The organism is Corynebacterium mastitidis DSM 44356 (assembly GCF_000375365.1).
Taxonomy (GTDB): domain Bacteria; phylum Actinomycetota; class Actinomycetes; order Mycobacteriales; family Mycobacteriaceae; genus Corynebacterium; species Corynebacterium mastitidis.
The window spans coordinates 51,574-71,182 of sequence record NZ_AQXB01000008.1; the positions used below are offsets into that span (position 1 = coordinate 51,574).

General features: G+C 71.7%; 19 protein-coding genes. 18 read left to right on the forward strand and 1 reads right to left on the reverse strand.

Features of this window, described 5'->3' with window-relative positions:
• The first annotated feature begins 2 nt into the window (after positions 1-2).
• The 4 genes from B140_RS14455 to B140_RS13430 all read left to right on the forward strand — a co-directional run bounded on the left by B140_RS14455 (position 3) and on the right by B140_RS13430 (position 2,962).
• Entirely contained in the window at positions 3-1,301 is a 1,299-nt protein-coding gene (locus B140_RS14455; protein ID WP_018119218.1) for a hypothetical protein, read from the forward strand.
• 153 nt (positions 1,302-1,454) lie between these two features.
• A complete protein-coding gene (proC, locus tag B140_RS0109985) occupies positions 1,455-2,285 on the forward strand; it encodes a pyrroline-5-carboxylate reductase (protein WP_026166219.1) in 831 nt (276 codons plus the stop codon).
• A 197-nt stretch (positions 2,286-2,482) separates the two neighbouring features.
• Positions 2,483-2,674 carry a helix-turn-helix domain-containing protein gene (locus tag B140_RS0109990; protein ID WP_026166220.1) on the forward strand — a complete coding sequence of 64 codons (192 nt, stop codon included), beginning with the start codon at positions 2,483-2,485 and terminating at the stop codon, positions 2,672-2,674.
• A 186-nt stretch (positions 2,675-2,860) separates the two neighbouring features.
• A complete protein-coding gene (locus tag B140_RS13430) occupies positions 2,861-2,962 on the forward strand; it encodes a 30S ribosomal protein bS22 (protein WP_003855542.1) in 102 nt (33 codons plus the stop codon).
• A gap of 396 nt (positions 2,963-3,358) precedes the next feature.
• Here B140_RS13430 and B140_RS0110000 read toward each other — a convergent pair whose 3' ends face one another.
• Positions 3,359-4,417, reverse strand: a complete 1,059-nt coding sequence (locus tag B140_RS0110000; RefSeq protein ID WP_018119221.1) for an HAD-IB family hydrolase — start codon at positions 4,415-4,417, stop codon at positions 3,359-3,361.
• Between the two features lie 48 nt (positions 4,418-4,465).
• On the opposite strand from B140_RS0110000, the gene B140_RS0110005 reads away from it, so the two are divergent.
• From B140_RS0110005 to ureC, 14 genes are all read left to right on the forward strand, one after another.
• Complete coding sequence (locus B140_RS0110005) at positions 4,466-4,684, forward strand: glutaredoxin family protein (RefSeq protein WP_040426455.1); 219 nt, start codon at positions 4,466-4,468, stop codon at positions 4,682-4,684.
• 96 nt (positions 4,685-4,780) lie between these two features.
• On the forward strand, positions 4,781-6,151 hold the full coding sequence (locus tag B140_RS12510; protein WP_051069296.1) for a glutamyl-tRNA reductase: 1,371 nt from the start codon (positions 4,781-4,783) through the stop codon (positions 6,149-6,151).
• Between the two features lie 4 nt (positions 6,152-6,155).
• Entirely contained in the window at positions 6,156-7,052 is an 897-nt protein-coding gene (gene hemC / locus B140_RS0110015) for a hydroxymethylbilane synthase (RefSeq protein WP_018119224.1), read from the forward strand.
• 56 nt (positions 7,053-7,108) lie between these two features.
• Entirely contained in the window at positions 7,109-7,513 is a 405-nt protein-coding gene (locus tag B140_RS0110020; RefSeq protein WP_026166222.1) for a hypothetical protein, read from the forward strand.
• A 199-nt stretch (positions 7,514-7,712) separates the two neighbouring features.
• Entirely contained in the window at positions 7,713-9,401 is a 1,689-nt protein-coding gene (locus B140_RS0110025; protein WP_018119226.1) for a bifunctional uroporphyrinogen-III C-methyltransferase/uroporphyrinogen-III synthase, read from the forward strand.
• Between the two features lie 60 nt (positions 9,402-9,461).
• The gene (gene hemB / locus B140_RS0110030; RefSeq protein ID WP_018119227.1) at positions 9,462-10,478 is read left to right on the forward strand and encodes a porphobilinogen synthase; all 1,017 of its coding nucleotides are present in this window, start codon (positions 9,462-9,464) and stop codon (positions 10,476-10,478) included.
• A gap of 28 nt (positions 10,479-10,506) precedes the next feature.
• Positions 10,507-11,064 carry a hypothetical protein gene (locus B140_RS12515; protein ID WP_156801748.1) on the forward strand — a complete coding sequence of 186 codons (558 nt, stop codon included), beginning with the start codon at positions 10,507-10,509 and terminating at the stop codon, positions 11,062-11,064.
• Between the two features lie 332 nt (positions 11,065-11,396).
• Positions 11,397-11,825 (forward strand): hypothetical protein, encoded by a 429-nt coding sequence (locus tag B140_RS0110040; protein ID WP_018119229.1) that lies wholly within the window; start codon positions 11,397-11,399, stop codon positions 11,823-11,825.
• 36 nt (positions 11,826-11,861) lie between these two features.
• On the forward strand, positions 11,862-14,462 hold the full coding sequence (locus tag B140_RS0110045) for a heavy metal translocating P-type ATPase (protein ID WP_018119230.1): 2,601 nt from the start codon (positions 11,862-11,864) through the stop codon (positions 14,460-14,462).
• 15 nt (positions 14,463-14,477) lie between these two features.
• Positions 14,478-15,548, forward strand: coding sequence for a uroporphyrinogen decarboxylase (gene hemE / locus B140_RS0110050; RefSeq protein ID WP_026166224.1), 1,071 nt, complete (start codon positions 14,478-14,480; stop codon positions 15,546-15,548).
• A gap of 5 nt (positions 15,549-15,553) precedes the next feature.
• The gene (locus B140_RS0110055) at positions 15,554-16,957 is read left to right on the forward strand and encodes a protoporphyrinogen oxidase (RefSeq protein ID WP_018119232.1); all 1,404 of its coding nucleotides are present in this window, start codon (positions 15,554-15,556) and stop codon (positions 16,955-16,957) included.
• A 239-nt stretch (positions 16,958-17,196) separates the two neighbouring features.
• Positions 17,197-17,499 (forward strand): urease subunit gamma, encoded by a 303-nt coding sequence (locus tag B140_RS0110060; protein ID WP_026166225.1) that lies wholly within the window; start codon positions 17,197-17,199, stop codon positions 17,497-17,499.
• An 11-nt stretch (positions 17,500-17,510) separates the two neighbouring features.
• A complete protein-coding gene (locus B140_RS0110065) occupies positions 17,511-17,885 on the forward strand; it encodes an urease subunit beta (RefSeq protein ID WP_018119234.1) in 375 nt (124 codons plus the stop codon).
• Complete coding sequence (gene ureC / locus B140_RS0110070; RefSeq protein WP_018119235.1) at positions 17,882-19,603, forward strand: urease subunit alpha; 1,722 nt, start codon at positions 17,882-17,884, stop codon at positions 19,601-19,603. The genes B140_RS0110065 and ureC overlap by 4 nt, the downstream gene beginning before the upstream one ends.
• Positions 19,604-19,609 lie beyond the last annotated feature (6 nt).

Genomic DNA, 19,609 nt, shown 5'->3' on the forward strand with positions numbered 1-19,609 from the left:
CGATGAGTGACGAGGAAAAGCAACTCACCGTCGCGGAGCTTTTGGAGCGTGCCCAGGCCAATAGGGGTTCCGCACAGAGGGCCAGCGGGCGGCGACGCCGCCGCAGCCTGGAGGACGGCGGCATCTCCGTGGCGGAACTCACCGGGTCGCTCTCCCGGGTGAAGGAAAAGCCCGCGGAATCCAAGCACTCCTCCGTGCCCATCGACACCCCGGAGTCCGAGCGCCGCTCGCGGCCCCGCACCCCCTCCTCCCCGGCGGCCACGGCCCCCTCGGTGGCGGGCATCAACGCCACGCCGCTGAGCGGCGGCTCGTTCAAGCCTGCGGCCGCGTCCCCCGCGGCCTGGGGCGCGCCGCAGCAGGGCCCCGCGACGCCGAAGAGCGGCCAGCCGACGCGTCCGGGCGCGGCTCCCGCAGCCAAGGGCAGCCCCGCCGCCCCGGCCCGGCCCGTGAAGGCCGCCGCCGCAGCCCCGGCGCCCGCCGCGAAGCCGGAGCCCGAGAAGAAGAACGCCCCGGCGGGCCCGGCCGCCCCGGCACAGCCCCAGCCGCAGCAGCCTCAGCGGCCCGCCCAGGACAAGGCGCAGGCTCCCCAGAGCGCCCAGCCCGCTCGGGGCTCCCAGGGCTCCGCGACCAAGAGCCCGTGGCCCATCCCTGACTCCGCGCGCCGCCCCGCGCCCGCCGCCGAGGCCCCGGCGAAGGGCGCCGCCGCTGCCCCGAAGCCCAAGGCCTCGACCTCCCCTGAGCCTGCCAAGGAGTCCGCCTCGGAAAAGACCGCCGTGATCTCCCCGGTGGGCGGCACCCCGCAGGCCGAGAAGAAGCAGGCCAAGGGGCAGGCGCCCAAGGCCCAGGCCAAGGAGAAGCCCGCCGAGGAGACGGGCCGCATCCCGCGCGTGGGCGACGAGGATTCCGCCCCCGTGGCGAGCCTGTACCAGAACGCGCAGCAGCGGCCCGACGAGGCCGACGCCGAGCGCGGCGAGCGAGAGGGCTCCGCCGAGGACGCGGCGCCGAAGAAGCGCCCCAAGCGCCCCGCCGAGCCGGAGCCGCGCACCGGGGCGGGATCGGCGGTGCTCCTGGCCGTGATGGGCGTGGTCTTTGGCGCCCTGGTGTTCATCGGATTCGACCAGTTGTGGTCCTCCGGCCTGAGCCGCATCCTGGTGGGCGTGCTGGCGGTGGCCGTCACCGGGATCATGGTGGGCGTGGTGCACGCGCTGCGCACGGCGCGCGACGGCGTGTCCATGGCGCTGGCCGCCGTGGTGGGCGTGCTCATGACCTTTGGGCCCTACATCCCCCATATGCTCTCCTAGCACGGCGGGCGGCCGAGGGGCCCGGCGAGGGCCCAGGCGGCGTGCCTGCGCGGTAGATCCCGCGCGGGCGCGTCGCCTTTGTTTTTGCGGGGAGACCCGGGCGCGGGGCGGCGCGAGGACGTGGCGCGCGGGGATCTGTGGCAGGGTGGTGGCATGAGTTCAATCGCAGTGCTTGGCGGAGGAAAGATCGGAGAGGCCCTCATCGGGGGCCTGGTGGCGGCGGGGACGGACCCCTCGGACATCGTGGTGACCAACCGCAGGGAGCAGCGCGGCGAGCACCTGCGGGAGCGCTACGGCGTGGAGACCACCTCGGATAACGCGCAGGCCGCCTCCGGCGCGGAGGTGGTGTTCCTGTGCGTGAAGCCCAAGATGATCGGCGGCGTGCTGCGCGAGATCGCGGAGACCATCAACGACAATGACGCCGACACCACCGTGGTGTCCATGGCGGCGGGGATCTCCCTGGCCTCGCTTCAGGACGACCTCTCGGCGGGCACCGCCGTGGTGCGCGTGATGCCCAACACCCCGATGATGGTGGGCAAGGGCGTGTGCGCGGTGGCCACGGGGCGCTTCGTGAGCCAGGAGCAGGCGGCCGCCGTCACCGAGCTGCTGTCCGCCGTGGGTGCCGTGGTGGAGGTGGCCGAGGAGGACATGGACGCCGTGACCGCCCTGGCGGGCTCCTCCCCGGCCTACATCTACCTGGTGGCGGAGGCGCTGATCGACGCCGGGGTGAACCTCGGGCTGACCCGCGAGGTGGCCACCCGGCTGGCCTCCGGGGCGATCGAGGGCGCGGGCACCATGCTGGCCCAGGAGGGGGCCGACCCCACGACGCTGCGGGCCAACGTCTCCTCGCCCGCGGGCACCACGGTGGCGGCGCTGCGGGAGCTGGAGGAGTCCGGCATCCGGGGCGCGTTCTTCCGCGCGGCGGAGGCGTGCGCGCTGCGCTCCAAGGAGCTGGGGGCGCCCGTGGCCCCGCAGGAGGACTAGGGGGACTCGGGAGCGCGGGGCGGCCCGCGCGTCCCGGGAGGCGCATCGCGGCGTTTTCGGCCCCTCGCATGAACTTTTATGGCCTCGGGTCGCACCAGTCACAGGATTCACGCTAGACTTGATGAAGCACGTGCGTGATTCGTTCTGTGGGAGGGGAAGCCTACAGCGCGCCACCTGCTGTGAAGGGTTAGGTAACTATGGCTAATGATGACAAGGGAACCTTTTTGACGGTCGCGGAGGTCGCGGAGATCATGCGCGTCTCCAAGATGACCGTGTACCGCCTCGTGCACTCCGGCGAGCTGCCCGCCGTCCGCGTGGGCCGCTCCTTCCGCGTGCACGACAAGGCGGTGAACGAATACCTGGACTCCTCGTACTACGAGGTAGGGTAGTTCGCTCCGCCTGACGTAGAGGTTCCGCGCCGCCTGCCTCGCTCCTCCCGCGCGGAGGAAGGGGCGGGCGCGATTTTTGGTAGCGCCTGGCGCTGCCGCTAAAGTGGAGAACATTCGTGCCGGCACAGGCGCGCGTGCTAGGCAGAACAGAAGATTAGAGTCTAACGAGGTAAGTGAGGTAGCCCTATGGGTTCCGTGATCAAGAAGCGCCGCAAGCGCATGTCCAAGAAGAAGCACCGCAAGATGCTGCGCCGTACCCGCGTGCAGCGGCGCAAGTTGGGCAAGTAAGCCATAGGGTACTCCAAGGAAAGGGGCACCGCGCGAGGGCGCGGTGCCCCTTTCCTTGTGCGTGGTGACGGTTGTGCCCGTGGATGAGATCGTGAGGGAAAATGCCCCATGGCAGGGGGTAATTCTTTGTCAGCGTAATTCCGCCTGGGGATTGGTATCCGGAAGATTGTGGGGAGGTAAAACCCGGCTAATCCATTGAGAATGGATTGCGTTGTGTGTTTTTCTCATCGGTTTCCACGAGGCCAAGTGCGTAAACCGGGGTCACCCTTTGCGAGGTGTTCGCGAGATTGGTTTGGCTCTGTGCACAGTTTTGCGGCTCGTGCCCCTGGGTTCTCTTTATCGTCGGCCCATGCGGTTTTTATTTTCCTTTTTGAGTCGGGTGCGTGAGGAACAAAATTATCCCCACGCCCCGCGCCGCAGCCGCCACCCCAGCAGGCTAAACCCGGCGGTGGCCAGCCCGGGCAGCCCGTAGGTGCGCACGGCCTTGCGCACGTTGCGGTAGTCGCGGACGAGCCAGCCGCGGCGCTGCGCGGCCCGCCGCAGGGCGCGGTCGGGGTTGATGGCCACGGCGGTGCCCACCATGCTGAGCATGGGGATGTCGTTGGCGGAGTCCGAGTAGGCGGTGCACTTGTCCAGGTCGAGGCTCTCCAGGGCGGCCAGCGCCGCCACGGCGTGCTTCTTGCCGGGGCCGTGGAGGATGTCGCCCACGAGCCTGCCGGTGAAGCGCCCGTCCTCCACCTCGGCCACGGTGCCCAGCGCCCCGGTGAAGCCAAAGCGGCGGGCGAGGATCTGCGCTAGCTGCACGGGGGTGGCGGTGACCAGCCATACCTGCTGCCCGGCGGCCAGGTGCATGGCGGCGAGGTCGCGGGTGCCGGGGAATGCCTTGTCGATCATGTGGCGGTCCACGATCTCCTCGCACAGCTCGGTCAGCTCGGCCACGCTGCGCCCCTTGATAAAGGCCAGGGCCTGGTTGCGTCCGGCGGCCATGTCCTCGGCGTTTTCGGAGCCGGTGAGGCGGAACTTGAGCTGCTTCCAGGCCATGGAGACGATCTCGGCGGGGCGGAAGTAGCGCTTGCGGGCCAGGCCGAAGGCCAGGGCGACCAGGGAGGAGCCCTGGATGAGGGTGTTGTCCACGTCGAAGAAGGCCGCCACCCCGGCGTCCTCGGGCACGCCGGGGTCGGCGGGGGAGACGCGCAGGGAGCCCGCGGCCTCGATGGAGCCGCTGACGGACTCCATGCCGGAGTGGAAGGATTCCAGGGAGATCCCGTAGCTTTCCTCCACGGCGGCCGCGGCGGCGGCGCGCCCGGCGGCCTCCTGCTCGTCGTCGCCCAGCGGCGGCAGCGCGGTGCTGGCGAGGAAGCGGCGCAGGTTGCCGTGGCTGATGGACCAGTTGGCCAGGAAGTCGCGCGGCGAGGCCGGGAAAGCGGGCGGCTGGATCTCGTTCACGCCCACCATCGTAAGCCTGGTAGGACGTAAAGTGTGCAGAGACATCGTGTTCAGTTGATGGTGCGCTCCACCTGCGGCTCGTGTAAGCGGGTGGAGGCGCAGATTCGTCCGGTGGTGGCCGGGGCCGGTGCGTCGCTGGAGGTATGCGACGTCGATAGCCAGCGGGAATGGGCGATGGAGTATGGGGATCGGGTGCCGGTGGTGGTGCTCGACGGGGAGGAGTTCGCGTGCTGGGAGGTGGACAACGAGGAGTTAGGCCACGCTTTGTTGTCCTAGGTAAAGAAAGGCTATTACCGTTGGCCTCAACTGAAAAGATCTCCCTATCATCCACCTAAAGTTTGGGGGACGCGTGAGAAAGCGGTGAGTGGCAACGTGAGTGTGCTCGTGGTGGGCATGTCGCATAGGTCGGCCCCGGTGGCGCTCCTGGAGAAGCTGAGCATGGACGACGCGGTGCGTAACGAGGCCACCGCCCTGCTGCTGGAGCGCCCGGCGCTCTCGGAGGCCATGATCGTGTCCACCTGCAACCGCCTGGAGGTGTACTCGGTGGCCACGAGCTTCCACCCCGGGGTGCAGGACGTGGTCACGGTGCTCCACGAGGTCTCCGGGGTGGACATCGACACGCTGCGCGGCTACCTGTACGTCCGCTACGCCGACGCCGCCGCCGAGCACATGATGGAGGTGGCCTCCGGGCTGGACTCGATGGTGGTGGGCGAGCAGCAGATCATCGGCCAGGTGCGCGCCGCCTACCAGGAGGCCACGGACAAGGGCACGGTGGGCCCGGCCCTGCACGCGCTGACCCAGGCCGCCCTGCACACGGGCAAGCGGGTGCACACGGAGACGGGCATCGACGACGAGGGCGCCTCGATGGTCACCCTGGCCCTCCAGGAGGCGCTGGCGGCGCAGAACCTCGAGGGAGAGCGCCCCCTGCGCGGGCGCAGGGCCCTGGTGCTGGGTGCGGGTGCGATGGCCTCCCTGGCGGCCACCCACCTGGGCAGGCTGGGGATCTCCGCGCTGATCGTGGCCAACCGCACGCGCTCGCGGGCGGAGCGCCTGGCGCAGCACGCCCGGGAGGCCGGGGTGGAGGCCGAGGTGGTGGACTTCGAGCGGCGCACGGACGCCATCGAGCGGGTGGACGTGGTGGTCTCGGCCACCGGGGCGGATTACTTCACGGTGACCCCGGGGGACGTTGCCGGGCGCCGCCGCCCGCTGACGCTGATCGACCTCTCCCTGCCGCGCGACATCGCCTCGCACGTGGGGGAGATACCGGGCATGCACCTGGTGAACATCGAGCGTCTGCACCGGCGCGACCCGCGCGCGGCCAGCGAGGTCGAGCGCAGCGCGCGGGCCATCGTGGAGGAGGAGCTGACGCAGTTCACCTCCGCGCAGCGGGTGCGCGACGTCGCCCCGGCGGTCACCGCGCTGCGTCGGCACGCCGCCGATCTGGTGGAGTCGGAGCTGGGGCGCCTGCGCGGCCGCGCCCCGGAGATGGGGGAGGGCGAGTTCGAGGAGGTCGGCCGCACGGTGCGCCGCGTGGTGGACAAGCTGCTGCACGCGCCCACGGTGCGGATCAAGGAGCTGGCGGTGACCTCCGGGGTGGTCTCCTACGAGTCCGCGCTGCAGGAGCTGTTCAACCTCGATCCCCCGCCGGGGCGCAGCGTGGCCCTGCCCGCCAGTGACCTGCCGCGCAGCGACTTCCCGGAGCCCGCCGACCGTCGCTCTGCCGCCGAGAACAACAAGGAGTGAGACCGTGACGACCCTGACCATCGGCACCCGAGGTAGCCTGCTGGCCACCACGCAGGCCGGACACGTGCGCGACGCCCTCGCCGCCGCCGGGACCCCGGCGCAGCTTCACATCGTGACCACCGAGGGGGACGTGAACATGGCCCCGGTGGAGCGCATCGGCGTCGGCGTGTTCACCCAGGCGCTGCGCGAGGCGATGGCGCGCGGCGAGTGCGACGCCGCCGTGCACTCCTTCAAGGACCTGCCCACGGCGGCCGACCCCCGCTTTCACCTCGTGGTGCCGCCCCGGGAGGACCCCCGGGAGGCGCTCGTGGCCCGCGATGGCCTGACGCTGAGCGGGCTGCCGGAGGGCGCGCGCGTGGGAACCTCCGCGCCCCGGCGCATCTCCCAGCTTAAGGCCCTGCGCCCGGACCTGGACATCCGCCCGCTGCGCGGCAACATCGACACCCGCATGGGCAAGGTGGTCTCCGGGGAGCTCGACGCCATCGTGCTGGCCTACGCGGGCCTGGTGCGGGTGGGCAAGCAGGACCGGGCCACCGAGGTGTTCGATACCGCGCGCCTCCTGCCCGCCCCCGCCCAGGGGGCGCTGGCGGTGGAGTGCCGCGCGCAGGACGCCGCCGCCGTGGCGGCGCTTAACGCCCTGGAGCACGGGGAGTCCGCCGTCCGCGCCCGCGCCGAGCGGAGCCTGCTGGCCACCCTGGAGGCCGGGTGCACCGCCCCGGTGGCGGCGCACGCCGTCCTCGAGGGCGGGGAGCTGGTGTTGCGCGCCGGGGTCTTTGCCCTGGACGGCTCCCGCAGCCTCCTCATGGAGCGCCGCGGGACGCCGGAGGGCGCCGCGGACCTGGGGGTGGAGGTGGCCCGCGCGCTCCTGGAGGAGGGCGCGGCCGAGGTCATGGCGGGCTAGGGCCCGCGCCGCGATTCCGCGCGGCGGCCTGTGACCCCTTACACTGGTAACCCACCATGGCTTATTTACAGATCACCGGACAACAGGTGACCGTGACGTTGGATTGGTGGGAAAAGCTCGCCGCGCACCGCTCCCACCTGACCATCCCCCTGCGCGCCATCGTGAGCGCGCGGGCGGTGGGGGACGTGTTCGACCTCCCGGAGATCCGGTCGGCGGCGCGGGCCTCCGGCCCGGGGGTCTCGGCCACCCGCATCCGGGGTGTGACCACCACCGGCACCTTCGATACCCCGGAGGGCACGATCTTTGCGGTGTGCCACGCGGGCGGCGGCGCCCGGGGCGGGCGCCAGGGGCTGGTGCTGGAGCTGGATAAGGCCACGGTGGACTACATCGTGGTCACCACGCCCCACGCGCGGCGCTATGCCCAGCGGTTGCATTCCGGCGGGCAGCGGCGGGCCGCGTGATCCGGTTTCCTATTTAACCCGGCATATTTTAAGGTGTTAATACCACATTGTGATTCCGCGGCTGCGACCGGGGCATGAGATCGCGCTACGGAGTCGGTAAAGATAACGCCTCGCGCCGTGTCGGCACGCCCACGTGGTGCCGCGCTGGCCGCGAGGCGTCCTTGACCCTGTCCAAGAACTAGAAAAGAAGTACATGAGTATGGCCCACCAGGCTTCCGCGCCGCAGAGCACGCCGCAGACCCCCCAGCCGGGCACGGTCATCTTTGTGGGCGCGGGCCCGGGTAACCCCGACCTGCTGACCATCCGCGCGCGGGAGGTGCTGGCGGAGACGTCCGTGGCCTATACGGACGCCGAGGTGCTCGGCGGTGTGCGCGAGATCGTGGCCTCCCGCCTGCCCGTGCCGCAGGAGAAGATCGACGCGGCGGACAAGGAGTACGAGGCCCTGGTGGAGGAGGCCCGTAGCAACGGGGCGCGCCGCAAGCCGCCGCGCCCCGCCGCGCCCACCGCCGCCGATATTTATGAGGTCGCCAGCCCCGCCCCCGGCGAGATCGCCGCGCGCCTGGCGGAGGCGGTGCAAGGCGGCGCCAACGTGATCCGCCTGGTGGCGGGCAACCCGCTCTCCCGGGAGTCCGTCCTGGCGGAGATCTCCGCCGTGGCCGAGACGGGCGCGGAGTTTCAGGTGGTGCCGGGCATGTCCCTGCCCTCCACCGTCCCGGCTTTCGCCGGGATCGCGCTGGGCTCCACCTTCACGGAGACGGACGTCACCGGGGGCCACACGGACTGGGACCGGCTGGCCGCCGCCCCGCAGCCGCTGGTCCTTCAGGCCACCCGCGAGGACCTCGGCGCGATCGCCCAGGAGCTGCAGGCCCGGGGGCTGGGCACGGGAATCCCGGCCTCGGTGACGGTGCACGGCACCACCCGCCTACAGCGGACCTTCGACGCCACGCTGGGCACCCTGGACAAGCTCGACGTGGACCTGCCGGGCCGCCTGGTGATCACCCTGGGCACCGCCGTGGACGATCGCTCCAAGTACTCCTGGTGGGAAAACCGCCCCCTCTACGGCTGGCGGGTGCTGGTGCCGCGCGCCAAGTCCCAGGCCGGGCCGATGAGCGCGCGCCTGGCCGGCCACGGCGCCATCCCCCAGGAGGTGCCCACCATCTCCCTGGAGCCGCCGCGCAACCCGGCGCAGATGGAGCGCGCCATCAAGGGCATCGTGGAGGGCCGGTACCAGTGGATCGTGTTCACCTCCGTCAACGCCGTGGAGGCGGTGTGGAACAAGATCACCGCCTTTGGCCTGGACGCCCGGGCCTTCGCCGGGGTGCACCTGGCGGCGGTGGGCCGCAAGACCTCCGAGGCCATTAAGGCCCTGGGCCTGACCCCGGAGGTCACCCCGCCCGCCACCAAGCAGAACGCCCAGGGGCTGGTGGAGGTGTTCCCCGAGTACGTGGAGGACCTGGACCCGGTGGGGCGGGTTCTGCTGCCCCGCGCGGACCTCGGCAGCGACCTGCTGGTCGAGGGCCTGCACGCCGCGGGCTGGGAGGTGGACGACGTGGTGGCCTACCGCACCGTGCGCGCCGCCCCGCCGAGCGCCGAGGTGCGCGACATGATTAAGACCGGCGGCTTCGACGCCGTGTGCTTTACCTCCGGCTCCACGGTGAAGAACCTGGTGGGGATCGCCGGGAAGCCGCACCGGCGCACCATCATCGCCGCCATCGGCCCGGCCACCGCGCAGGTGGCCCGGGAGATGGGCCTGCGCGTGGACGTCATGCCGGAGGTCGCGGACGTCCCCGCTCTGGTGGACGCGCTGGCGGAGCACGTGGCCTCCCTGCGCGCCGCCGGGCAGCTTCCCCCGCCGCGCAAGAAGCGCCGGGCGCGTCGCAAGGCATAACCGGCGCGGGCCTAGGATGGGGCCAGTAGTTCATCCCCGACCGTGATTGGAAGGTTCTCCGTGCCCGATCCGCAGCGCTACGCCCCCCAGGTGCCCGTGCGGCGCCCCCGCCGCCTGCGCACCAACCCCGCCATGCGGGAACTCGTGGCGGAGACCGCCCTGCGCCCCGCCGACCTCATCCTCCCGATGTTCGTGGCCGACGGCATCGAAAAGCCCCGCGAGATCGCCTCCATGCCGGGGGTCTACCAGCACACCACCGACTCGCTCCTGCGCGCCGCGCACGAGGCGCTCGACGCCGGGGTGCGCTGCGTGGACCTCTTCGGGGTGCCGCTGCCGGGGGACAAGGACGCCACCGGCTCCGTGGCCTGGGACCCGGACGGCGTGCTCAACCGGGGCGTGCGGGCGCTGCGCGAGGAGTTCCGCGACGACCTGCTGGTCATGGCCGATACCTGCCTGGACGAGTTCACCGACCACGGCCACTGCGGCCTGCTGACCACCGACGCCCACGGGGTAACCGTGGTGGACAACGACGCCACCCTGCCGTGCTACCAGGCGATGGCGGTGGCCCAGGCCCAGGCCGGGGCGCACATCGTCAGCCCCTCCGGGATGATGGACGGGCAGATCGCGGCCATCCGCGCGGCCCTCGACGAGGCCGGGTTCCAGGACGTGGCCATCATGGCCTACTCCGCCAAGTACGCCTCCGCCTTCTTCGGCCCCTTCCGCGAGGCCGTGGGCTCCTCCCTGGAGGGGGACCGCCGCGCCTACCAGCAGGACCCGGCCAACGCGCGCGAGTCCCTGCTCGAGGTGGAGCTGGACGTGGCGGAGGGCGCGGACTTCGTGATGGTCAAGCCCGCCCTGCCCTACCTCGACATCGTGCGCCAGGTGGCCGACGCCTCCCCGGTGCCGGTGGCCGCCTACCAGGTCTCCGGGGAATACGCCATGATCCAGGCCGCCGGGCAGCGCGGCTGGGTGGACGGGCGCGCCGTGATGATGGAGTCGCTGACCTCCATCAAGCGCGCCGGGGCCAACCAGATCCTCACCTACTTTGCCACCGAGGCCGCCCGCCTGCTGGGCTAGGCCGCCGCCACACAGAAGAAAGGTATCCGTGAGCGCTGTAGACGCTGTAGACAAGGCCGCAGAGGAAACGCAGGCCACCCCTCCGGAAAGCGTGAGCCTGCTCACCCGCGTGTGGGCCCTGGTGCTGGGCGCGGAGCTGCTCCACCAGGTGCTGTCCATGACCATGACCCTGATGGACACCGCCGCGCTGAAGGCCGCCACCAAGGAGATCGCCCAGCAGCAGGGCGTGGAGGGGGAGGTATCGGACTCCCTGATCTCCGCGGCTGCCTACCTGGGGGTGATCCTCTCCGGCGCGATCGCGCTGACCATCGTGGCCGTGCTGTGGTGGATGCTCGCCGTGGTGCGCAGGCGGCACCGGTGGGCGGCGGCGGGCCGCCGGATCACCATGATCTTCGCCTTCTACTTCGTGGTGCGCGCGGTAAGCGTCTTTTCCCTGGTGCCCGGCGGCACCAAGGTTCCGGTGGCCCTCTACGCGGTGGACGGCTCCCTGCAGATCCTCGCCGGGGTGGGGGCGGCCGTGGCGCTGGTGTTCGTGTTCCGCCGCGAGACCCTCGTGTGGACGGGCGAGCTGAAGCGGCCCGAGTAGCGGGGCCGAGCACCTCACCCCACCGGCGCGCGGCCGGTGGGGTTTCTCTATGCCCTGCGGCGGGTGACGGCTTTTCGCCCCTTGCGCCCTTTGCACCCCGCAGCGTGGCCTCTGGTGTTCCCGCGCGCCCCACCGTGGAATGAGAACATCCTTCCATGCCACGTCGTGGCCCCTGGGGGCCTCGGCGGCCACGCTGCGGCATGGAAGCGTTGCGGTGGCTGTGACGCGGAGGCGCCTCGAGGGCACCGGGAGCGCCGGGGGCCGTCGCCACGCCCGGGGAACGCCCCGGCGAGCCCGGTGCGCGCCGGGGCACCCGGGTAGGATCGCCTGGTATGTCCGCCGATTCTTCCGCCCCGGTTCCCGGCGCGATCAAGGCCGCCTACGGGCTGAGCGTGGCGGGGGCCGTGCTCGCGCTCCTGTCCGCCCTCGTGGCGCTCACCGACGCCCCGCAGGCCGAGGGCGCGATCGTGCGCGTCAACCTGTGGGCCGTGGGGGTGACCAACGCGGCGTCGGGGCTGCTGGTGGCGGCCCTCGCCCCGCTCCTGCGCCGGGCGGGTTCCCGGGGCATGCGCGCCCGGCGGGGGTTGACGGCGGCGTGCGCGGCGAGCGTGGTGGTGAGCGTGCTGGGGCTGATTGTGCAGGCGGTGGGGGTGGCGGTGCTGCTGCACGTGATCGCCTTCGCGTTGGGGCTGCTGGCGATGTTCCGCCCGGCGGCCACGGCCTTTCTGCGCGGTTCCTCGCGGTGGGGCGCGGGGGAGTAGTCTGCTGCGGAGAAGGAGGAGGAAAGGCATGCAGGAATGGCCGATGAGGTAGCCCGGGCGATCAGTCAGGCCAAGGCCGCCGCCGCGGAGGCGGGCTTTGACGCCCCGTGGACCCCGGGGGATTCCGGGCGCAAGATTTCTTTTTCGTTCGAGCTCTCCGGGCTCGATGACGCCCCGGAGATCGCGCCGATGGAGCGGGCCCTGGAGGAGCTGCCGGGGGTGCGGGCGCGCATCGTCTACCGCAGCTCGATGGCGTGGGTGACGGCCCCGGAGGGGACCACCCCGCACCGGGTGGTGGAGGTGCTCGGCCGCTTCGGGGTGGAGGCGGTGCTCACGGACGGCTCCCTGCGCCGCCAGAGCCTGTATCGGGACGACCCTGGGGAGCAATCGCCGCGGCGCCCGCGCCCGCCGCAGCGCGGCAAGCAGGAGCGCCGGCGCGCGGAGTCGGATCGCCGGGCCCTGGAGCGCGCCCGCGCGGCGGGGTTCTTTCGCCCGGACGCCGCCTGGCCCACCCCGGAGGCGGGGGCGCATGGGGCGGAGCCGTATCGCAGGGATCGGGACGTGCTCTATACCGCGCGCGATCTGATTACCACCCCGCGCCTGATCGTGGCGCTGCTGTTCACGGTGCCGGTGGTGGTGCTGAGCTACTTCACCGAGGTGCAGTTTTCCGGGTGGCAGTGGCTGTGCGCGCTGATGTCGGTGCCGGTGGTCACGTGGTGCGCGTGGCCGTTTCACCGGGCGCTGGCCGGCGGGGTGCGCCGGGGGGCGGTGGCGCTCGACGGCGCCAGCTCGATCGCCATCCTGGGGGCGTTCGCGTGGTCGGTGGGCACGCTGGTGTTCACGCCCGCCGGGCACCTGGGCTGGCAGGGTACCCCGGACGTGTTCGCGCTGACGGCGCAGCGCTTTAACGAGGTGGAGCTGTTCTTCGACGTGGCCTGCGGCACCACGCTGCTGCTGCTGGGCGGGCGCAAGCTGTCCATCCAGGCGCGCTCCTCGCTGCTGGACGACCTGGCCGCGCAGCGGGTGGACCCGCAGTCCCAGGTGATGCTGGTGAGCCACAACCGCGCCACCGGGCAGCCGGTGACGGAGGAGGTGCCGGTCAGCGAGATCAACGTGGGGGATGACATCCTGGTGCAGCCCGGCCAGCGCATCCCGGTGGACGGGGTGGTCATCGGCGGGAGCAGCGAGGTGCGCCCCGGGGTGGTGGAGACGGTGCTGCCCAGCTCGGGCGGGGTGGTGCCGGTGGCGGTGGACTCCCCGGTGCGCGCCGGGGCGATCAACCTGCACCACAGGATCAAGATCCGGGTGCAGCGCACCGGGCACCGCACCCGGATCGCGGGGGTGGAGCGCTGGGTCTCGGGGGTGAACGCGGTGCAGAACACGGCGGTGATGCTCTCCACGCGCAGCGCGCGGCTGCTCATCCCCGCCGCGCTGAGCGTGGCGGTGCTCAGCTTCGCGGTGTGGATGCTGGGCACGGGCAACCCGGCGCTGGCCTTCGGGACGGCGCTGGCGGTGCTGGCCTGCGTGGCCCCGGCGGCCCTGGCGCTGTCCTCGGCCCTGGCCCTGCGGCTGGGCGTGGAGACGGCGGCCCGCCACGGGATGCTGCTGCGGGAGGGCGCGGTCATGCGGCGCCTGCAGGGGGTGGACACGGTGATCTTCAACCGGGTGGGGGCGCTGTCCCACTCGGCCATGACGGTGGAGACGGTCACCGCGGACGCCGGGGAGAACCCGGAGCTGGTGCTGCGGGTGGCGGCGGCCCTGTGCCTGGAGTCGGACCACACGGCCTCGCGGGCCATCGTGCACGCCGCGCGCCAGGCCCGGGACCACGACGCGGGCGGGGACATCCCGCACTGGATCGACGTCAACCACGCGCACATCGACGAGGACGGCACCTTCCACGCCCAGATCGAGCTTCCGGTGCGCGACGAGGCGGGGGTCTATCACGGGCGCCAGGTCAGCGCCAGCCTGTGGCGCCCCCACGACCTCTCGGAGCTGGGCGGCAGGCTTGCCGACGCCGCCTTTAGCGGCGGCACGCCGCTGGTGGTGCGCTGGGCGGGCCGCGACCGGGGAGTGATCTCCCTGCACGACACCGTGCGCGAGGACGCCGCGGAGGCGATCGGGCGGCTGGAGTCGATGGGCCTGGAGACGATGATGCTCACCCGCGACGCCTACCCGGTGGGGCGTCGCTTCGCGCGTCGGCTGGGGATCTCGCGGGTGCTGGCGGGCATCTCGGCGGCCCGCAAGCCCTACGCGGTGCGCGGGGTGCACATTCGCGGGGCCCGGGTGGCGATGGTGGGGGATTCCTCGGTGAGCGACTGCCTCAAGGTGGCCGACGTGGGCATCCTCATCAACGGCGAGGGGCAGCTCGATAGGGCCAGCCGCTCGGATTCCACGGGGGCGGACGTGGTGCTGCTGCGCCGGGACGTGAGCGCCATCCCGCAGCTCATGGCGCTGGCGCGCAAGGTGTGCACGGTGGTGGACCGCAACATCCTGTTCGCCTGGGGCTACAACGCGGTGGCGGTGGTGGCCTCCGTGGCCGGGCTGCTGCACCCGATGGCGGCCACGGTGCTCATGCTGGCGGCGTCGTTGGTGATCGAGGGGGCGTCGAACTCGGTGCGCAAGTATCCGGCCGCGTAGGGCAGAATCGAGACCATGAGTTCTTCCGCACGCCGCCAGTTGCACCACGCCCCGCTGATCGACGCCGCCGCGGGCCGCACCCCCACCCGCACCCCGGTGTGGTTCATGCGGCAGGCGGGCAGGTCCCTGCCCGAGTACCGGAGGGTGCGCGAGGGCATCGGGATGTTGGATTCCTGCTTCATGCCGGAGCTGCTGGCGGAGATCACCCTCCAGCCGGTGCGCCGGCACAACGTGGACGCCGCGATCCTGTTCTCGGACATCGTGGTGCCGCTCAAGGCGGCGGGCGTGGCGGTGGACATCGTCCCCGGGCGCGGCCCGGTGATGGAGTCCCCGGTGCGCACCGGGGCGGACGTGGCGGCGCTGCCCCGGCTGGACTCTCCGGTGCCGGGGCTGAGCGAGGGGATCGCGGGCATCCTGTCCGAACTGCGGGAGGATCAGGCGCTCATCGGCTTCGCCGGGGCGCCGTTTACCCTGGCCAGCTACCTCATCGAGGGCGGGCCCTCCAAGGCGCACCAGCGCACCAAGGCGCTCATGCACACGGAGCCGGAGACCTGGCACGCCCTCATGGAGTCCCTGGTGCACACGGTGGTGGCCTTCCTACGCCAGCAGATCGAGGCGGGCATTGACATGCTCCAGCTCTTCGACTCCTGGGCGGGCTACCTGAGCGCACGGGAGTACCGGGAGTACGTGCTGCCCTACTCCCGGCGGATCTTCTCCGAGGTGGCGGACGCGGGCATTCCCCGCATCCACTTCGGGGTGACCACCGGGGAGCTGCTGGGGGACATGGCCCTGGCGGGCCCGGACGTGGTGGGGGTGGACTGGCGCGTGCCGCTGGATACGGCGGCCCGGCGCATTGCCCACGCCGCCGAGCCCAAGGCGCTGCAGGGCAACCTGGACCCGGCGATGCTTTTCGCCGGGCCGGGGGTGCTGCGCGAGGAGATCCGCCGGATCAAGGCGGAGGCCCGCCGCGCGGTGGAGCGGGGGCACGCCCGGGGGCACATCTTTAACCTGGGCCACGGGGTTCTGCCGGATACCCCGGCGGAGGCCATCACCGAGGCCGTGGCCCTGATCCACGAGGAGGACTAGCACACATGCGTTACGCCGTTATCGGGGCCGGGCTGGCCGGGCTTACCTGTGCCTATGAGCTTTCGCGCGCGGACGAGGGCGCCTCGGTGGAGGTGTACGAGGCCGCCGACCGCATCGGCGGCAAGCTCTTCACCGTCCCCTTCGAGGGCGGCCCCGTGGACATGGGCGCGGAGGCCTTCGTGGGCCGGGGGGAGCAGCCGGTGGGCTTCTTCAAGGAACTCGGCCTGGCCGATCGCCTCGTTTACCCCTCCTCCCTGCGCTCGCTGCTGTACACGGGGGGCGCGGCGGTGGAGCTGCCGCGCGGGACCATGATGGGCATACCGGCCTCCGGGGAGGCCGTGCGCGAGATCGTCGGCGCGGAGGCCGCCGCGCGGATCGACGCCGAGGCCACCGCCGAGCCGATCCCCTGGGAGATCGGCGCGGAGGTCAACGTGGGGGCCCTGGTGCGCGGGCGCTACGGGGATGAGGTGGCCGATCGCTGCGTGTCCGCTCTGCTCGGCGGGGTGTACTCCTGCGGCGCGGACGACCTGGGCCTGCGGGCCACCGTCCCGGCCCTGGCGGAGGCGATGGACGCGCTGGCGCGCCGGGGCGAGCCGGTGCGGCTCTCCGCGGCGGTGCGCGAGGCGCTGGACAACCGCTCCGGCGGGACGCTGGACAAGCCGGTGTTTGCGACCTTTAAGGGCGGCTACGCGGAGCTGTACGAGGCCCTGGCCGAGCGCGCCGAGCGCGCGCGGATCTACGTGGACGCCTTCGTGGCCGGGGTGCGCAGGCAGGGCGCGGGTTTTGAGCTCAAGGGGGCGGGCGAGGGCGTGTACGATCGCGTGATCCTGGCCACCCCGGCGCCCACCACGGCCCTGTTGCTGGGCGAGGTCGCCCCGCGCGCCGCCGCGGCCCTGCGGGAGGTGCGGCTGGCCAGCAGCGCGGTGGTGGGCATGAGGTTCGACTCCGCGGAGGGGCTGCCGGAGAACTCCGGGGTGCTCGTGGCGGCGGACGAGCCGGGACTGCGGGCCAAGGCCTTCACCCTGTCCTCGCGCAAGTGGCCGCACCTGGGGCGGCGCGGCGGGGCGGTGGTGCGCGCGAGCTTCGGCCGCCTGGGCCAGGACGAGCTGGTGCGCGCGGAGGAGGACGACCTCGTGGACTACGCCCTGGATGACCTGCGGGCCGTCACCGGATTCGACGGCCGGGCGGCGGGGTCGAGCGAGATCTTCGTGCAGCGCTGGTTCGGCGGCCTGCCCTGCTACGGGGACGGGCACCTGGACGTGGTGGCGCGGGTGCGCGCGGCCCTGGCGGAGGTTCCCGGCGTGGAGGCCACGGGGGCGTGGGCCGGCGGGGTGGGGGTCCCGGCGGTGATCGAGGACGCCCGCGCGGCGGCGGGGCGGGCCCGGCAGGCACGGCGAGCACAGCGCTGACGGGGCGGGGAAGCGCCCGGCGCGGCGGGGGAATCGGGGGTCATATGGCCCCGGTCCGCGTGTGTGGATCGCTGGGGGAAGACTGTGTTTTTCTTTAAGGCCTAACCACTTTTGGGGGTGGTGGGCGAGGGCGCGCACTTTGCAAATACTGAGATCGGCTTAGTGTTCCGCCCCTGAAAAGCCCTGGTAGGAGTGCGGAGTACACTATATACTGTCGTTGTATAGAAAAGGGGAGTGGTATGCACCTACAACCTCGTGAACAGGAAAAACTCCTGATCGTCGTGGCCGCCGATCTGGCCCGCAGGCGGCAGGAGAGAGGCCTCAAACTCAACTACCCGGAGGCGGTGGCCATTATCACCTACGAGCTGATGGAGGGCGCCCGGGACGGCCGCACCGTGGCCGAGCTGATGAGCTGGGGTACCACGATCCTGGGCGTGGAGGACGTGCAGGAGGGGGTAGCCCAGATGATCGACGACGTCCAGGTGGAGGCCACCTTCCCGGACGGCACCAAGCTCGTCACCGTTCACAACCCCATTCGCTAGGAGGCAACGCGATGATTCCCGGAGAATACGTCCTGGTGCGCACGCCGCTGCTGTACAACAAGGGGCGCCAGGGGCTGCGGCTGAGCGTGACCAACACCGGCGACCGTCCGGTGCAGGTGGGCTCCCACTACCACTTCGCGGAGGCCAACCCCGCCCTGAAATTCGACCGCGAGGCCGCCCGGGGCCGCCGCCTGGACATCCCGGCGGGCACCGCGATGCGCCTGGAACCGGGCGATACCGCCACGGTGGGGCTGATTCCCCTGGGCGGCAACCGCGTGGTGCGGGGCTTCCGCAACCACTTCAACGGCCCGGTGGACGAGGCCCCGGGGGAGGCCGCGCGGGGCGGAGGGAGCCGCGGGAACGACGAAGGCGGGGAGCGGGCATGAGCTTCGAGATGAGCAGGGCGCAGCACGCCGCGCTCTACGGGCCCACGGTGGGGGACATGGTGCGCCTGGGCGACACCGAGCTGTTCGCCCGCGTGGAGCGGGACCTCACCGCCGACGGCGAGGAGGCCGTGTTCGGCGGCGGCAAGATGATCCGCGTGGGGATGGGGCAGAACGGGGAGCACCGCCGCGAGGAGGACCCGAACATGCCGGACCTGGTGATCACCAACGCCCTGGTGATCGACTACACCGGGATCTACAAGGCGGACGTGGCGGTGCGCGACGGCCATATCTGCGGCATCGGGCACTCGGGCAACCCGGACATGATGGACGACGTGACCATCCCCATCGGCGTGTCCACCGACGTGGTGGCGGGCGAGGGCAAGATCCTCACCGCCGGGGGCATCGACACGCACATCCACTTCATCAGCCCCGACCAGATCGCCACGGCCCTGAACTCCGGGATCACCACGATGATCGGCGGTGGCACCGGCCCCTCGGAGTCCTCCAAGGCCACCACCATCACCCCGGGCCCCTGGAACATCGCCGCCATGCTGCGCGCCTTCGAGGCCTACCCCATGAACTTCGGCCTGCTGGGCAAGGGGCACGCCACCCACCCCTGCGCCCTGGCGGAGCAGATCGAGGCCGGGGCCATCGGGTTGAAGGTTCACGAGGACTGGGGCGCGACCCCCTCCACCATCGACCTCTCCCTCCGGGTGGCCGACGAGTACGACGTCCAGGTGGCCATCCACACGGACACCCTCAACGAGGCCGGCTTCGTGGAGTCCACCCGGGAGGCCATCGGCGGGCGGGTGATCCACACCTTCCACACGGAGGGCGCCGGGGGCGGGCACGCGCCGGACATCATCACCCTGGCCGGGGACCCCAACGTGCTCCCGGCCTCCACCAACCCCACCCTGCCGTACACCAGCAACACCGCCGAGGAACACCTGGACATGCTCATGGTGTGCCACCACCTGCGCCCGGACCTCCCGGAGGACGTGGCCTTTGCGGACTCCCGGATCCGCACGGAGACGATCGCCGCCGAGGACGTGCTGCACGACATGGGCGTGTTCTCCATGACCTCCTCGGACTCGCAGGCGATGGGCCGGGTGGGGGAGACGATCCTGCGCACCTGGCAGGTGGCGGACTCCATGAAGCGCCAGCGCGGGGCCTACCCCGAGGACGCCGAGCGCGGCGGGGACAACCTGCGCATCCGGCGCTACATCGCCAAGTACACCATCAACCCGGCGCTGGCCCAGGGTATTGCGGACTCCGTGGGCTCGATCGAGGTGGGCAAGTTTGCGGACCTGGTGCTGTGGGAGCCCAAGTTCTTCGGGGCCAAGCCGGACTCCATCATCAAGGGCGGGCAGATCGTCAGCAGCGTGGTGGGTGATCCCGGCGCCTCCATCCCCACCCCACAGCCCGCCTTCTACCGCTACGCCTTCGGCGCCCACGGGGCCGCGCCGCACCACAACTCCATCACCTTCCTCTCCCGCGCGGGCGTGGAGGCGGGGGTGCCGGAGCGCCTGGGGCTGCGCAAGCTGATCCGCCCGTGCGGCGGCATCCGCGCCCTGACCAAGGGCGACCTCAAGCTCAACGGCACCACCCCGCACCTGGCCGTGGACCCGGAGACCTACGAGGTCCGCGTGGACGGGGAACTCATCACCAGCCAACCCGCGCGGCGCCTTCCCCTGGCGCAGCGCTACTTCCTCTTCTAAGGAGCA

Bases quoted from the DNA above. Each gene is read 5' to 3' on its own strand.
- B140_RS14455 (WP_018119218.1), top strand. From the start codon at position 3: ATGAGTGACGAGGAAAAGCAACTCACCGTCGCGGAGCTTTTGGAGCGT.
- proC (WP_026166219.1), top strand. From the start codon at position 1,455: ATGAGTTCAATCGCAGTGCTTGGCGGAGGAAAGATCGGAGAGGCCCTC.
- B140_RS0109990 (WP_026166220.1), top strand. From the start codon at position 2,483: ATGGCTAATGATGACAAGGGAACCTTTTTGACGGTCGCGGAGGTCGCG.
- B140_RS13430 (WP_003855542.1), top strand. From the start codon at position 2,861: ATGGGTTCCGTGATCAAGAAGCGCCGCAAGCGCATGTCCAAGAAGAAG.
- B140_RS0110000 (WP_018119221.1), bottom strand. From the start codon at position 4,417: ATGGTGGGCGTGAACGAGATCCAGCCGCCCGCTTTCCCGGCCTCGCCG.
- B140_RS0110005 (WP_040426455.1), top strand. From the start codon at position 4,466: ATGGTGCGCTCCACCTGCGGCTCGTGTAAGCGGGTGGAGGCGCAGATT.
- B140_RS0110020 (WP_026166222.1), top strand. From the start codon at position 7,109: ATGGCTTATTTACAGATCACCGGACAACAGGTGACCGTGACGTTGGAT.
- B140_RS0110025 (WP_018119226.1), top strand. From the start codon at position 7,713: ATGGCCCACCAGGCTTCCGCGCCGCAGAGCACGCCGCAGACCCCCCAG.
- B140_RS0110040 (WP_018119229.1), top strand. From the start codon at position 11,397: ATGTCCGCCGATTCTTCCGCCCCGGTTCCCGGCGCGATCAAGGCCGCC.
- B140_RS0110045 (WP_018119230.1), top strand. From the start codon at position 11,862: ATGGCCGATGAGGTAGCCCGGGCGATCAGTCAGGCCAAGGCCGCCGCC.
- hemE (WP_026166224.1), top strand. From the start codon at position 14,478: ATGAGTTCTTCCGCACGCCGCCAGTTGCACCACGCCCCGCTGATCGAC.
- B140_RS0110055 (WP_018119232.1), top strand. From the start codon at position 15,554: ATGCGTTACGCCGTTATCGGGGCCGGGCTGGCCGGGCTTACCTGTGCC.
- B140_RS0110060 (WP_026166225.1), top strand. From the start codon at position 17,197: ATGCACCTACAACCTCGTGAACAGGAAAAACTCCTGATCGTCGTGGCC.
- B140_RS0110065 (WP_018119234.1), top strand. From the start codon at position 17,511: ATGATTCCCGGAGAATACGTCCTGGTGCGCACGCCGCTGCTGTACAAC.
- ureC (WP_018119235.1), top strand. From the start codon at position 17,882: ATGAGCTTCGAGATGAGCAGGGCGCAGCACGCCGCGCTCTACGGGCCC.